The organism is Klenkia terrae (assembly GCF_037083865.1).
GTDB lineage: Bacteria > Actinomycetota > Actinomycetes > Mycobacteriales > Geodermatophilaceae > Klenkia > Klenkia terrae.
Map to the genome: position 1 here is coordinate 60,463 of NZ_JBAPLV010000025.1, position 13,522 is coordinate 73,984.

General features: G+C 73.8%; 14 protein-coding genes. 10 read left to right on the top strand and 4 right to left on the bottom strand.

Going from position 1 to position 13,522, the window contains the following annotated elements:
• The first annotated feature begins 131 nt into the window (after positions 1–131).
• From UXQ13_RS19080 to UXQ13_RS19110, 7 genes are all read left to right on the top strand, one after another.
• A complete protein-coding gene (locus UXQ13_RS19080; RefSeq protein ID WP_336392743.1) occupies positions 132–1,496 on the top strand; it encodes a C40 family peptidase in 1,365 nt (454 codons plus the stop codon).
• Positions 1,497–1,733: 237 nt separating this feature from the next.
• On the top strand, positions 1,734–2,900 hold the full coding sequence (locus tag UXQ13_RS19085; RefSeq protein ID WP_336392744.1) for an AAA family ATPase: 1,167 nt from the start codon (positions 1,734–1,736) through the stop codon (positions 2,898–2,900).
• A 5-nt stretch (positions 2,901–2,905) separates the two neighbouring features.
• Positions 2,906–3,826, top strand: coding sequence for a DUF58 domain-containing protein (locus UXQ13_RS19090; protein WP_225235435.1), 921 nt, complete (start codon positions 2,906–2,908; stop codon positions 3,824–3,826).
• On the top strand, positions 3,823–4,779 hold the full coding sequence (locus UXQ13_RS19095) for a VWA domain-containing protein (protein WP_225235436.1): 957 nt from the start codon (positions 3,823–3,825) through the stop codon (positions 4,777–4,779). Before UXQ13_RS19090 ends, UXQ13_RS19095 begins: the two co-directional genes overlap by 4 nt.
• A gap of 129 nt (positions 4,780–4,908) precedes the next feature.
• Positions 4,909–5,691 (top strand): amino acid ABC transporter substrate-binding protein, encoded by a 783-nt coding sequence (locus UXQ13_RS19100; protein WP_225235437.1) that lies wholly within the window; start codon positions 4,909–4,911, stop codon positions 5,689–5,691.
• 19 nt (positions 5,692–5,710) lie between these two features.
• Complete coding sequence (locus UXQ13_RS19105; RefSeq protein WP_225235438.1) at positions 5,711–6,379, top strand: amino acid ABC transporter permease; 669 nt, start codon at positions 5,711–5,713, stop codon at positions 6,377–6,379.
• Entirely contained in the window at positions 6,376–7,131 is a 756-nt protein-coding gene (locus UXQ13_RS19110; RefSeq protein ID WP_225235439.1) for an amino acid ABC transporter ATP-binding protein, read from the top strand. Before UXQ13_RS19105 ends, UXQ13_RS19110 begins: the two co-directional genes overlap by 4 nt.
• On the opposite strand, the gene UXQ13_RS19115 is transcribed toward UXQ13_RS19110, so the two are convergent.
• From UXQ13_RS19115 to UXQ13_RS19130, 4 genes are all read right to left on the bottom strand, one after another.
• Positions 7,132–8,106 carry a quinone oxidoreductase family protein gene (locus tag UXQ13_RS19115; protein WP_225235440.1) on the bottom strand — a complete coding sequence of 325 codons (975 nt, stop codon included), beginning with the start codon at positions 8,104–8,106 and terminating at the stop codon, positions 7,132–7,134. It abuts the gene before it with no gap.
• 60 nt (positions 8,107–8,166) lie between these two features.
• Complete coding sequence (gene msrA / locus UXQ13_RS19120; RefSeq protein WP_225235441.1) at positions 8,167–8,682, bottom strand: peptide-methionine (S)-S-oxide reductase MsrA; 516 nt, start codon at positions 8,680–8,682, stop codon at positions 8,167–8,169.
• A gap of 77 nt (positions 8,683–8,759) precedes the next feature.
• Positions 8,760–9,389, bottom strand: a complete 630-nt coding sequence (locus UXQ13_RS19125) for a TetR/AcrR family transcriptional regulator (RefSeq protein WP_225235442.1) — start codon at positions 9,387–9,389, stop codon at positions 8,760–8,762.
• A gap of 61 nt (positions 9,390–9,450) precedes the next feature.
• Entirely contained in the window at positions 9,451–10,197 is a 747-nt protein-coding gene (locus UXQ13_RS19130; protein WP_225235443.1) for an SDR family NAD(P)-dependent oxidoreductase, read from the bottom strand.
• 166 nt (positions 10,198–10,363) lie between these two features.
• On the opposite strand from UXQ13_RS19130, the gene UXQ13_RS19135 reads away from it, so the two are divergent.
• From UXQ13_RS19135 to UXQ13_RS19145, 3 genes are all read left to right on the top strand, one after another.
• Positions 10,364–11,578 (top strand): 3-deoxy-7-phosphoheptulonate synthase, encoded by a 1,215-nt coding sequence (locus tag UXQ13_RS19135; protein ID WP_225235444.1) that lies wholly within the window; start codon positions 10,364–10,366, stop codon positions 11,576–11,578.
• A gap of 111 nt (positions 11,579–11,689) precedes the next feature.
• Entirely contained in the window at positions 11,690–12,223 is a 534-nt protein-coding gene (locus UXQ13_RS19140) for a VanZ family protein (protein ID WP_336392745.1), read from the top strand.
• Positions 12,224–12,298: 75 nt separating this feature from the next.
• Complete coding sequence (locus tag UXQ13_RS19145; RefSeq protein WP_225235446.1) at positions 12,299–13,501, top strand: HNH endonuclease; 1,203 nt, start codon at positions 12,299–12,301, stop codon at positions 13,499–13,501.
• Positions 13,502–13,522: the final 21 nt, after the last annotated feature.

Genomic DNA, 13,522 nt, shown 5'->3' on the forward strand with positions numbered 1-13,522 from the left:
TCGACCTGGACGACGGGACACGTGGCACCGCTGCGAGGCGGTGCACCCGTGAGGTCGAGAGCGCTGCGCGGGGACGGTCCACCGACCGGCCCCCGTGCGGCCCGTGGAGGTCGTGCACCGTGCGTCATCAGTTGTCCGCCAGTCGTCGCCTGGCCATGCGTGCCGGCGGCCTCGCCGTCGCCGCCGTCCTGGCGATCGGCATCGCTCCGGGCACCGCCGCAGCCGCCCCCACCAACCCCAGCGACAGCCAGATCGCCGGTGCGCAGTCCGCCCGGGACCAGGCCGCCGCCGCGGTCGGCGCCATCTCCGCCCAGCTCGCCGCCGCGCAGGCCTCGGCCGACGCCGCGCACCAGCAGGCCCAGATCGCCCTGCAGGACTACGAGGACAAGCAGGCCGCGGCCGAGCAGGCGCAGGCCGACTCCACCGCCGCCGTCGCGGCCTCCGACGCCGCCGACGCCGCCCGCGACCAGGGCCAGGACGCCGTCGACGAGTTCGCCCGCTCCAGCTACATGGGCGGCACCACCAGCCCCGGCTTCGCCTCCCTGATCACCTCCGGCAGCCCGAGCGAGTTCATCGAGCGCGCCGCGCTGCTCGAGGCCGCCGGCGCCGGGCGCTCCGACGTCCTCACCGAGCTCACCGTGCTGCAGGGCCAGGCCGAGGACGCCGAGACGCAGGCGGCCGGCGCACTGGCCACCGCCACCACGCTGCAGGCCGAGGCCGAGCAGTCGCTGGCGTCGGCGCAGTCGCAGGAGTCCTCGGCCCGCGCACAGGCCGACACGATCTCCGCCCAGTCCGCGGACCTGCAGGCCCAGCTCACCTCGGCCCAGCAGACGCTGTACGGCCTGCAGGGCGCCCGGGAGGCCGCCCGCCAACAGGCCGCCGCGGCCGCCGCGGCCGCCGCTGCGGTGCCGACCCGCCGCGCCCCGGTCGCCACGATCCCGAGCAGTTCGTCGTCGTCGGGTTCCTCGTCCGGTGGCGCTCCGTCCTCCGGGGGCGGCTCGTCGACCCCGGTGGCCACCGCCCCCACCGCCCCCACCGCCCCCACGGCCCCCACCGGGGGGTCCGCCGGTGCGCCCTCGGCGTCGGCCGCCGCGACCGCCATCTCCGCTGCCCGCAGCCAGATAGGCCTGCCCTACTCATGGGGTGGCGGTGGGGCCAACGGCCCGAGCTACGGGATCACCCCGGACACCTCGATCTACGGCTTCGACTGCTCCGGGCTGACCGAGTACGCCTACGCCCGCGCGGGGATCCGGATCGGGGGCACCAGCCGGGACCAGTGGTGGAACAACCGCAACAAGCAGGTCGACGCCGGAGGCCTGCAGCCCGGGGACCTGGTGTTCTGGGCCTCCGGCTCGAGCTACACCTCGATCTACCACGTGGCGCTGTACATCGGCGGGAACCAGATGATCGAGGCGGCGACGAGCGGTACCGACGTCCGGGTGAGTTCCATGCGCTACGGCAGCGACTACTACGGGGCACTCCGACCCAGCGCCTGACCGGACGACGGAGGGCCGACACCGCGGTGCGGTACCGGCCCTGTGTCGTCAGGGCGTCGGGCAGCCACGGGGGGAGCTGCCCGACGCGGTTGTCACGGTAGCAGCCGATGGGGCCGGAGGGACAGCGGTGACCGATCACCGCCCGTCGCGGTCGGCGGCGGTGCCGTGGGCGGTGGTGGACACTGGACCCGGGGTCGCGTCGGCCCCGCCCCGACCCCGCCTCGACCAGGGAGCCCCGTGACCAGCGCTGCCAGCAGCCCGCCCGCCCCGTCCCCGCAGCAGCACACCCCACCGGCCACCGACGCGGCCCTGCTGGAGCGGGTGCAGTTCGAGGTCAAGCGGGTCATCGTCGGGCAGGACCGCCTGGTCGAGCGGATGCTGGTCGGCCTGCTCGCCCGCGGCCACGTCCTGCTCGAGGGCGTCCCGGGCGTCGCGAAGACCCTCGCCGTGGAGACGCTGGCCACCGCGGTGGGCGGGTCGTTCGCCCGCCTGCAGTTCACCCCGGACCTGGTGCCCGCCGACATCATCGGCACCCGCATCTACAAGGCCGGCCAGGACGCCTTCGACACCGAGCTCGGCCCGGTGTTCGCCAACTTCGTGCTCACCGACGAGATCAACCGGGCCCCGGCCAAGGTGCAGTCGGCGCTGCTGGAGGTCATGGCCGAGCGCCAGGTGTCCATCGGCGGCGTGACGCACCCGCTGCCCGACCCCTTCCTGGTGCTGGCGACGCAGAACCCGATCGAGAGCGAGGGCGTCTACCAGCTGCCCGAGGCACAGCGGGACCGCTTCCTGATGAAGGTGCTCGTGGACTACCCGACGCCGGAGGAGGAGCGGGAGATCGTCTACCGGATGGGCGCCAACCCGCCGCACGCCGAGACGGTCCTGGGCATCGACGACCTGCGCCGGCTGCAGCGCACCGCGTCGGGCGTCTTCGTGCACCACGCGCTGGTCGACTACGTCGTCCGCCTGGTGGTGGCCACCCGGTCCCCGCGCGAGCACGGCATGCCCGACGTCGCGAACTGGGTGACCTACGGCGCCAGCCCGCGCGCGACGCTGGGCCTGGTGTCGGCCAGCCGCGCCCTGGCGCTGGTCCGCGGCCGGGACTACGTGCTGCCCCAGGACGTCCTGGACATCACCGCCGACGTGCTCCGGCACCGGCTGGTGCTCTCCTACGACGCGCTGGCCGACGGCGTCCCCGCCGACCACGTGGTCAAGCGGATCGTGCAGAGCGTGCCGCTGCCGCAGGTCTCCCCGCGCCAGCGCGCCGGCGGGTTCGGTCCCGGGAGCCCCGGTGGCCCGCAGGTCCCGCAGGGTCCCTGGGGTGGCCCGCAGCAGGGCCCGCCGCAGCTCGGTCCCCAGCAGGGCCCGCAGGGTCCCCAGCAGCAGGGTCCGCAGTCCGCGTGACGTCGGTGGAACCCGTCCGGTTCGGCGAGGGCGGTGACGCCGGGGTCCTGCTGCGGCGCCTCGAGCTCACCGTGCGGCGCCGGCTCGACGGCCTGCTGCAGGGCGACCACCTCGGCCTCGTGCCGGGGTCGGGCACCGAGGCCGGCGACTCGCGCACCTACCACCCGGGGGACGACGTCCGCCGGATGGACTGGTTCGTGACCGCCCGGACGCAGACCCCGCACGTGCGGGAGACCATCGCCGACCGCGAGCTCGAGACCTGGGTGGTGCTGGACCTCTCGGCGTCCCTGGACTTCGGGACGGCGGCCTGCGAGAAGCGGGACCTGGCCATCGCCGGGCTGGCCGCGGTCAGCCACCTCACCGTGCGCGACGGCAACCGGCTGGGCGCGGTGGTGACCACCGGCGAGCGGGTGGACCGGTACCCGGCCCTGCCCGGCCGGCTGGCCGCCGACCGCATGCTGCGCCAGGTGGTGGCCACCCCGCGCGCCGAGGGCGGGCGCCGCGGCGACCTGGCCGCGGCGCTGGAGTCGCTGCGCCGGCCGCCCCGCCGGCGCGGGCTGGTGTGCGTGGTGTCGGACTTCCTCGGCGACGCCGAGTGGGAGAAGCCGCTGCGCGGGCTGTCGGTGCGGCACGAGCTGCTCGCCGTCGAGGTCGTGGACCCCCGCGAGCTGGAGCTGGCCGACGTCGGGCTGCTCACCGTGGTGGACCCGGAGACCGGCCAGATGCTGGAGGTGCCGACCGGCAACGACGAGGTGCGCCGCCGGTTCGCCGCCGGGGCCGCCGCGCAGCGCCAGCAGATCGCCCGCACGCTGCGCCGGGTCGGCGCGGGGCACCTGCAGCTGCGCACCGACCGGGACTGGGTGGCCGACGTCGTCCGGTTCGTCGCGGACCGCCGTCGCGCCGGGGCAGGGGGAGCGTCCCGATGAGCTTCCAGGCCCCGTGGTGGTTGCTGGCCCTGCTCGCCGTCGTGGCGCTGGCCGGGTTCTACGTGCTGCTGCAGCGCCGCCGGCAGAAGTACGCCGCGCGGTTCACCAACGTCGCGCTGCTCGGTGCGCTGGTGCCCAAGCGCCCGGGCTGGCGCCGGCACCTCGCGTTCGGCCTCGTCGTCCTCGGGCTGGGGGCGTTCGTGCTGTCGCTGGCCCAGCCCTCGACCGAGGTGCGGGTGCCGCGGGAGCGGGCCACGGTCGTGCTGGCGCTGGACGTGTCCCTGTCGATGCAGGCCACCGATGTCGAGCCCAGCCGGTTCGAGGCGATGAAGACCGCGGCCAAGGAGTTCGTCGACATCCTGCCGGCGCAGATCAACCTGGGCCTGGTGTCGTTCTCCGGCCGGGCGACCACGCTGGTGCCGCCGACCACCGACCGCGAGTCGGTCAGCGTGGCCATCGACAACCTGCAGCTGGACGAGGCGACCGCGATCGGAGACGCGATCCTGACGTCGCTGACCGCGATCCAGAACTTCACCTCGACGCTGCAGGACGCCGGGGAGGCGGCGCCGCCGGCCCGGGTGGTGCTGCTGTCCGACGGGTTCAGCACGGTGGGCGCCGAGCCGCTGGACGCGGTGGCCTCCGCGATCGCCGCGGAGGTGCCGGTGTCCACGATCGCCTTCGGCACCGACTTCGGCACCGTGGAGATCGAGGGCCAGTCGCAGCCGGTGCCGGTCGACCGAGCCACCCTGGAGCAGGTCGCCGACGAGACCGGCGGCAGCTACTCCGAGGCGGCGAGTGCGTCGGAGCTGGAGCAGATCTACGCCGACCTCGGCAGCCAGATCGGCTACACCACCGAGCCGCAGGACATCAGCCCGTGGTTCGTCCGCGGCGGCATCCTCTTCGCCTTCCTCGGCGTCGTCCTGTCCCTGCTCTGGACCAACCGCCTGCTCTGACCCAGGTGCTGCCGGTTGTGGGACCGGCCACCCGGCGGAATGCTCGGGGGCAGCCCGGGTTGTCCGGGTGAGCCCGCTCGACCGCGAGCACCTCGTCGGACCCCGAACCCCTGAACCCCGGAGCCACCCGTGCGCACCCGTGTGACCCTGACGCTGTCCCTCGCCGCCGCCCTGCTGCTGACCTCCTGCAGCGGGGGCTCCGACGACGGGGCCTCCGGCGGTGGGGACGGCGACGTCCTCCGCGTCGCCACCGAGGGCACCTACGCCCCGTTCTCCTTCAACGACCCGGACACCGACGAGCTGACCGGCTACGACGTCGAGGTCGCCCGGGCGGTCGGCGAGGAGCTCGGCATGGAGGTCGAGTTCAGCGAGACCACGTTCGACTCGATCTTCGCCGGCCTGGAGGCCGACCGGTACGACGTCATCGCCAACCAGGTGACGATCAACCCCGAGCGCGAGGAGAGCTACCTGTTCTCCACGCCGTACACGGTCTCCTCCGGCGTGGTCATCACGCGCGCGGACGACGACAGCGTCACCTCGCTCGCCGACGTCGCGGGCCTGACCAGCGCGCAGTCCCTCACCAGCTCGTTCTCCGAGGTCGCCACCGAGGCCGGCGCGACGATCGAGACCGTCGAGGGCTTCACCCAGGCGATCACGCTGCTCAAGCAGGGCCGCGTGGACGTGACGATCAACGACAGCCTCGCCTTCCTGGAGTACCAGAAGACCACCGGGGACGACGAGGTCAAGATCGCCGCGGAGATCGACGAGCCCAGCGAGCAGGCGCTGGTGTTCCGCCAGGACAGCGCCGACCTGCAGTCCCGCGTCGACGACGCGCTGGAGTCCCTGCGGGCCGACGGCACGCTGGCCGAGATCTCCGAGCGGTACTTCGGCGAGGACGTCAGCGGCCAGTGACCCGGCGGGCGGTGCGGCGGTGAACGGGATCGACTGGGACCTGGTCCGCAGCAGCCTGGGCCCGCTGTTCGACGGGCTGGTGACCGGGACGATCCCGCTCACCGCGGTGAGCTTCGTGCTGGGCCTGGCCCTGGCGGTGCTGCTCGCGCTGATGCGGCTGTCGGGCAACCGCCTGGTGGCGGGCATCGCCCGGGCCTACGTGTCGATCATCCGCGGCACGCCACTGCTGCTGCAGCTGTTCATCGTGTTCTTCGGCCTGCCGTCCCTGGGGCTGACCATCGACCCGTGGCCCAGCGCGATCATCGCGCTGAGCCTCAACGTCGGTGGCTACGCCTCGGAGGCCGTGCGCGGGGCGATCCTGGCGGTGCCCCGCGGGCAGTGGGAGGCGGCCATGACCGTCGGGATGAACCGGACGACCACGCTGCGCCGGGTGGTGCTGCCCCAGGCGGCCCGGATCGCCGTCCCGTCGCTGAGCAACACGCTGATCTCGCTGGTGAAGGACACCTCGCTGGTCTCCACCATCCTGGTCACGGAGCTGCTGCGCCGGGCGCAGGAGATCGCGGCGCCGAGCTTCGAGTTCTTCACGCTCTACGGCCTGGCGGCCGTCTACTACTGGGTGGTGTGCCTCGTGCTCTCCTTCGGCCAGACCCGGCTGGAGACCCGGCTGTCCCGGTACGTGGCCGCATGACCGCCCCGCTGCTCGAGGCCCGCGGGCTGGTCAAGTCCTTCGGGGACAACCAGGTGCTGCGCGGCGTCGACGTCGTCGTGCCGGCCGGGTCGGTCACCTGCTTGATCGGGCCGTCGGGCTCCGGCAAGACCACGGTGCTGCGCAGCCTCAACGGCCTGGAGCGGCCGGAGACCGGCACGGTCCGGGTCGGCGACGTCCACCTGGACTGGGCGGACCGCCCCGGCACCCGGGCGGTGGCCCGGCTGCGCGACCAGAGCGGGATGGTCTTCCAGGCGCACAACCTGTTCCCGCACCTGACGGTGCTGGAGAACGTGACGTCGGGTCCGGTGCTCGCCCAGGGCCGGCCGCGTGCGCAGGCGCAGGAGGAGGCCCGCGAGCTGCTGGCCCGGGTGGGCCTGGCGGACAAGGCGGACTCCTACCCGGTGCAGCTGTCGGGCGGGCAGCAGCAGCGCGTCGGCATCGCCCGGGCGCTGGCCACCACGCCCCGGGTCGTGCTGTTCGACGAGCCGACCAGCGCGCTGGACCCCGAGCTGGTGGGCGAGGTGCTGCGGGTGATGCAGTCCCTGGCCGCCGAGGGCTGGACGATGGTCGTGGTCACCCACGAGATGCGCTTCGCCCGGCAGGTCGCCGACCAGGTCCTGTTCCTGGACGGCGGGGTCGTGGTCGAGCAGGGGCCGCCGTCGGAGGTGCTGGTCGAGCCGCGGGAACCCCGCACCCGCCAGTTCCTGCAGCGTCTGCTCGACCCCCTCTGATCAGCGGGCGGGGTCGAGGACCAGCTTCCCGGTGCTGCGGCGCGAGCGGAGGTCCTGGTGGGCCTCGCGGACGGCGGTCATCGGGTACCGGCCGCCGATCACCGGGCGCAGGTCGCCGGCGGCGGTGAGCGCGAGCAGGTCGGTCATCGCGTCGTCCAGCATCTGCGGCCGGGCGGTGCAGTGCGCCAGCCAGAACCCGACGACGCCGCGACTGGTGCCCATGAGCGACGCCGGCGCGACCGCGGAGGCGGCCTGCCGGGAGGCCATGCCGTAGGCCGCGATCCGGCCGAACGGGGCCAGCGCGGACAGTGCGCCGTCGAAGACGTTGCCGCCGGTCATCTCCAGGACGACGTCGACCCGCTTCCCGCCGTTGGCCTCGCGCAGCGCAGCGGTGAACGCCTTGGGGTCGTCGTCGGCCAGCGCCGGGTCGACGGTGGCGTCGGCGCCCAGCTCCTCGGCCAGCGCGCGCTTGTCCGGTGACGACGCGGTGGCGATGACCCGGCCTGCACCCCAGCGCTTCGCGAGCTGGATGGCCAGCGTGCCCACGCCGCCCGCGCCGGCCATGACGACGACGGACTCACCGGCGGCCAGGTGGGTGCTGGTGCGCAGCAGGTGCCAGGCGGTGGTGCCCTGCAGGACCAGCGACAGCGCCTGGTCGTCGGTGACGCCGTCCGGCAGGGCCCAGGTCATCCGCGGGTCGGTGACGACGGTGTCGGCGTACCCGCCGCCGCCCAGCAGCAGCCCGACGACCCGGTCGCCCCCGCCGTCGGGCGTCCCCACGAACTCGGCGCCGGGGATCAGCGGCAGCTCCTGCTTGGCCAGGTAGGAGTCCTCGACCTGGTGGGTGTCGGCGTAGTTCACCCCGGCCGCGCTGACCCGGTACAGCTGCTGGCCGTCGGCCGGGGTGGGGTCGGGGAGGTCGACGACGTCGAGGACCTCGGGGCCGCCGAAGCGGGTGATCTGGACTGCACGCATGCCGGTCAGGCTAGGGGCGCCCCACCCCGGGTGGCCGGGGGGGGGCGCCTGCCGGGTGACTCAGCGGGCGGACTCCGCCGCGCGGCGGGGGAGCACCCAGTCCGGACGCACGTAGTGGCACGTGTAGCCGTAGGGGATCCGCTGCAGGTAGTCCTGGTGCTCCGGCTCGGCCTCCCAGAACGGGCCGGCCGGGCTGACCTCGGTGACGACCGGGCCGGGCCAGATGCCGGAGGCGTCCACGTCGGCGATGGTGTCGAGGGCGACCCGGCGCTGCTCGTCGCTGGTCGTGAAGATCTCCGACCGGTAGCTGCGGCCGACGTCGTTGCCCTGCCGGTCCTTCGTCGAGGGGTCGTGGATCTGGAAGAAGAACTCCAGCACCTCGCGGTAGGAGATCACGTCGGGGTCGAAGACGATCTCGACGGACTCGGCGTGGTCGCCGTGGTTGCGGTACGTGGCGTTCGGGGTGTCGCCGCCGGAGTAGCCGACCCGGGTGGAGAGCACCCCCGGGCGCTTGCGCAGCAGCTCCTGCGCGCCCCAGAAGCAGCCGCCGGCGAGGATCGCGGTCTCGGTGGTCATGGTGTGTCTCCCTCTCGTCGAGTACACCCCGGGAACACCGCGAGCACGAGCCTGCTTCCCGCGCGGGGTCCGGGGCCTCAGGTCCAGTCGCCGTCGTCCGTGCCCAGGTGCTCGCGGCCGAGCTCGGTGATCGGGATGGCCGCCATGCTCGTGAGGCCGATGTCGAGGAGGGTCGCGCGGGGCACGCCCGACCCGCCGAGCGTGGACATCCCCTCGATGAGGGCGACGAAGAACGCCCCCAGCGAGCCGGCGTCGGCGGCGGCGTCGATCTCGCCGGCGGCCTGGGCGTCGGCGATGCAGGCGCCGTAGTGCGTCTGCATCGACTCGAACGCCGCGGCGACCGTCGAGGCGACCTGGTCGTCCTGCGCGGAGAGCTCGACGGCGGCCTTGGTGAACAGCGACGGGGCCGCCTGCCCCCCGCCGTGCTCGACGGCGACCTTCACCAGCTGGGACCGGATGCGGACGAGGGGGCTGTCGGCCCCGTGCCGGATCGACTCGACGGCGTCGACGGCCTCGGCGGCGTCGCTGAGGAACGCCCGCATGAAGAGCTCCTTCTTGCCGCCGAAGGCGTTGTAGAGGCTCTGCCGCGCCAGGCCGGTGGCCTCCAGCAGGGTGTCCAGCGACGTCCCGGCGAAGCCCGTCTCGGCGAACGCCTTGCGGGCGCGGGCGATGACGTCGGCCTCGTCGAACGTGCGGGGTCTGGCCATGGTCGTCCTCCGGTTGGGGTTCTGGACCGCTCCGTCCATGATGGGACACCGGCAAGGGCGGTCAGGCGATCGAGGAGCCGCCGTCGACGTAGACCTCGCTGCCGGTCATCCCCGAGCTCTGGTCCGAGACCAGGAACAGGACGACGGCGGAGACCTCCTCGGGGCGCAGCACCCGGCCGAAGGGCAGCCCGGCGGCGATCTGCTCGACGAGTGCGTCGCCGTTGCCCGGGGCCAGGCCCTTGAGGCCGGGGGTCTCGGTGGGGCCGGGGATCACGGTGTTGATCCGGATGCCGCGCGGGGCCAGCTCAGCCGCCCAGGTGCGGGTCATCGTCGCGATGGCCGCCTTCGACCCGCCGTACAGCCCGAAGTTGCGCTCGGTCCCGGACGCCGCGGTGGACCCGGTCACGACGATCGCGGCACCGTCGGCCAGGTGGGGGAGGGCGCCCTGCACCGTCAGCGTGGTGCCGCGCACGTTGGTGCCGAACGCGGCGTCGATGTCGGCGGCGGTCACCTCGCCGAGCGGCTTGAACTCCCCGATGCCGGCGTTGACGTGCACGGCGTGCAGCCCGGTGCCGCGGGCGGCGACCACCTCGAACAGGGCGGCCACGTCGGCGGGGTCCGAGGCGTCGGCCCGGACGGCGGTCACGGCGTCGCCGAACTCGGCGGCCACCGCGTCGAGCTGCGCCTGACGCCGTCCGGTGAGGACGACGTGCGCACCCTCGGCGACGAACCGGCGGACGACCGCCAGCCCGATCCCCGAGGTCCCACCGGTCACCAGGGCGGTCTTGCCGTCGAGCACTGCGGTCATGACGATCTCCTCGAGGACGTTGTTGACTGAACGGTCCCGAACGTACGCCTTGCTGGACCGAGCAGTCAAAAACTTCTCGGGTGATCTGCGAGGCAGTGGTGCGTCCGGGCTCGCCGGTAACCTCCGCCCTCGTGCCCTCCGGGCACCCAGACGAGGAGCGCCCCGCATGACCCCCGACGAGCTCCTGCCCACCGCGACCCGGATCGCCGACGCCCTGCTGGAGGTGCAGCACCGGGTCAACGAGCAGGTCGACGCCGCGCAGGCGGAGCTGCTGCCCGGCGTGCACGCGGCGCTCGGCATCGCGCCGGGCGGGGCGGTCGACCCCGGGGACCTGGTCGACGCCCGGATCACCGGCGCCAGCGCGGTCGTCACGCCGGCTGCGGTCGCGGCGCTGGTCCCGCTGACCGCGGCGTCGGCGGACACCACCCGGGCCGGACGGCGGGCCGTGGGTGCCGTCGTCCGGGCCGAGGACGACCGGCTGGCCGTCATCGCCGGGCCGTGCTCGATCCACGACCCGGTCGCCGCGCTGGAGTACGCGGCCTTCCTGGCCGCGATGCGGGAGCGGCACGGCGCCGACCTCGAGATCGTCATGCGGACCTACACCGAGAAGCCCCGCACCGAGGTGGACTGGAAGGGCTTCGCCTACGACCCGTTCCTCGACGGCTCCAGCCGGATCAGCGTCGGCCTGGTCGCCACCCGGATGCTGATGGCCGAGATAACGGCGCTCGGCGTCCCGGTCGCCGCCGAGCCGCTCAACGCCCTGACCCCGCAGTACGTGGACGGCCTGGTCACCTACAACGGCGTCGGCGCCCGCAACGTCACCGACCAGACCGCCCGCGAGCGGGTGTCCGGGTTCTCCTCCGTGGTCGGGTTCAAGAACTCGCCGGAGGGCAGCATCGACGTGGCCGTCTCCGCGGTCATCTCCGCCCGGTCGCCGCACGACTTCCTGGGCGTCGACCGGCACGGCGTCTCCGCCCAGCTGGGCACCACCGGCAACGACACCGGGCACGTCATCCTGCGCGGGGACGCCGCCGGGCCGAACTACTCCGCGGCGCACGTCGCCGACACCAAGCGCCGGCTGGCCGCCCGCGGGCTGCCCGAGGTGCTGGTGGTCGACGCCTCGCACGGCAACAGCCAGAAGGACCACCTGCGCCAGATCCAGGTCGTGCGCGACCTCGCCGGCCAGGTGGCCGGCGGCGAGCAGGGCATCCGCGGCGTGATGGTGGAGAGCAACCTGGTCGCCGGTCGGCAGGACCTGGACCGGACCGCTCCCGGTTCGCTGACCTACGGGCAGAGCGTCACCGACGCCTGCGTGGACCTGCCGACCACCGAGGAGCTGCTCGCCGAGCTCGCCGCCGCCGTCCGGGCCCGCCGGGGCTGACGGGAGGCTTGGGCCTGGAGGCCGACCCGCTCGGTACCTCCGGAGGATCCGCCCGCCCGGCCGGCCGGTGATGCTCGGACTCGTGCCCGTCCTCCACCGCCCGACCGCACCGTGATCACGAACTGGGTGATCGACCACCCCTGGTCCAACGCCGTCGGCGCGGTGCTGCTGCTCGTGCTCGGGCTGCCGCTGGGGAGCTGGTTGGCCGCCCACCCGGGCCGGGCGCGCTGGGCGGCGGCGCTCTCGCTGGTCCCGGTCGCCGTCCTCACGATGGCCCCGACCGGACGGCGGTCCCCCGTCGTCGGCTGCACGGTGCAGTGGTCGCTGCCGCAGTTCGCGACCCCGGAGCTGATGGCGAACGTGTTGCTGTTCGCCGTCCCTGCTCTGCTCCTGACCATCGCCACCCGACGGCCGCTGGCGACGCTGGTCGGCGGCACCCTGTCGTCGGTCGGGATCGAAGCGGTGCAGGCCGTCGCCCTCGACCTCGGCCGGGCCTGCGACACCACCGACTGGTCGAGCAACACCTTGGGGACGGCGCTCGGCGTCGCCCTGGGCGGCGGTGCACTTCTGCTGCACAGCCGGTGGTCGCGGGCTCGTCGACGCCCCGACCGGCCGGCCCCCACGCCGACCACATATGCGCTCTGAGCTGCACGTTCGGCTTGTCTGGGTGAGCGCCGCGCGGTAGGATTCGAACACATATTCGAATGCCGGGGAGGTGTCGTGAGCGAGCTCGGGTCGGCCCTGGACAGCTTCGGAGCAGAGGACCTGCACGGGCTCACCGGTGGTCAGACCCTGGAGCGGACGGCGGTGCTGGTGGCGGCGCGGAATCGGCTGGATGCCGAGATCGCCCGCACTGCCCGGCACGCCGAGCTGACCCAGGCCCCTGAGCACGACGGGCTGGTGTCGATGCGGTCCTGGTTGATCGGGCACCTGCGGCTCTCGGCCGCCGAGGCGAGCCGGATCGTGCGGACCGGTCGCGCGCTGGAGCACTTCCCGGCGCTGGCCGCAGGGTTCGCCGAGGGTGCGGTGACCGCCGCGCAGGTCGACGTGGTGGCCTCGACGGTGGGGGAGCGGGAACGGGCCCGGGCGGCTGAGCAGGACGTCGACCTGGCCGCGTTCGACCGCACGTGGGCAGCGCTGGCTGTCTCCTCGTCGCACCAGACCCTGGCGGTGGCGGTGAAGGCGTTCGAGGCCGCCCTGGACCCCGACGGTGCTGAGCCTGACCCCACCGAGGACCGGCGGCTCAGCGTGGCCACGCACGCCGACGGCAGCGTGACCGGCCGGTTCGACCTGGATGCGGTGGGCGGGGAGAAGGTCAAGGCGGCGCTGGAGTCGATCGTGCAGGCCGACCGGCCGCAGGGTGACCTGCGATCGCGGTGGCAGCTGAACGCCGACGCGCTGGTGCAGCTGGCGGACAACCAGCTCGCCGCCGGGGACCTGCCGGTGCTGCGGACCCAGAAGCCGCACGTGGTCGTCACGGTGAACGCGGACGACCTGGTCGGCGAGGGCACCGGGCCCGGGACGGCGGCCACCGGCTTCGGTGCGGTCATCTCCGCCGCCCGGGCCCGATGGTTGGCCTGCGATGCGGTGGTCTCCCGGATCGTGATGGGCCCCGACGGGGTCCCGCTGGACCTGGGCCGCGCCCACCGGGTGGTCACCCCGGCGCTTCGGCGGGCGGTGGTGGCGAGGGACAAGACCTGCGTGTTCGCCGGCTGCTGCGCACCCCACCACTGGGCCGATGTCCACCATCTCGTGCACTGGGCGCACGGCGGGGAGACCTCGCTGGAGAACTCGGCGCTGCTGTGCGAACGGCACCACACCAAGGTCCACCACGGGTTCCGCATCGAACGTGACGCCGGTGGGCGATGGCGTACCTACCGCCCCGACGACACCGAGATCCTCCTCGAACCACGCCTCGTCTGACCCCGGCGGCGGTCAGAGCTG

What these genes read in the sequence shown, in the direction of transcription:
- UXQ13_RS19095 (WP_225235436.1), top strand. Translation starts at nt 3,823, where the DNA reads ATGAGCTTCCAGGCCCCGTGGTGGTTGCTGGCCCTGCTCGCCGTCGTG.
- UXQ13_RS19110 (WP_225235439.1), top strand. Translation starts at nt 6,376, where the DNA reads ATGACCGCCCCGCTGCTCGAGGCCCGCGGGCTGGTCAAGTCCTTCGGG.
- UXQ13_RS19115 (WP_225235440.1), bottom strand. Translation starts at nt 8,106, where the DNA reads ATGCGTGCAGTCCAGATCACCCGCTTCGGCGGCCCCGAGGTCCTCGAC.
- msrA (WP_225235441.1), bottom strand. Translation starts at nt 8,682, where the DNA reads ATGACCACCGAGACCGCGATCCTCGCCGGCGGCTGCTTCTGGGGCGCG.
- UXQ13_RS19125 (WP_225235442.1), bottom strand. Translation starts at nt 9,389, where the DNA reads ATGGCCAGACCCCGCACGTTCGACGAGGCCGACGTCATCGCCCGCGCC.
- UXQ13_RS19130 (WP_225235443.1), bottom strand. Translation starts at nt 10,197, where the DNA reads ATGACCGCAGTGCTCGACGGCAAGACCGCCCTGGTGACCGGTGGGACC.
- UXQ13_RS19135 (WP_225235444.1), top strand. Translation starts at nt 10,364, where the DNA reads ATGACCCCCGACGAGCTCCTGCCCACCGCGACCCGGATCGCCGACGCC.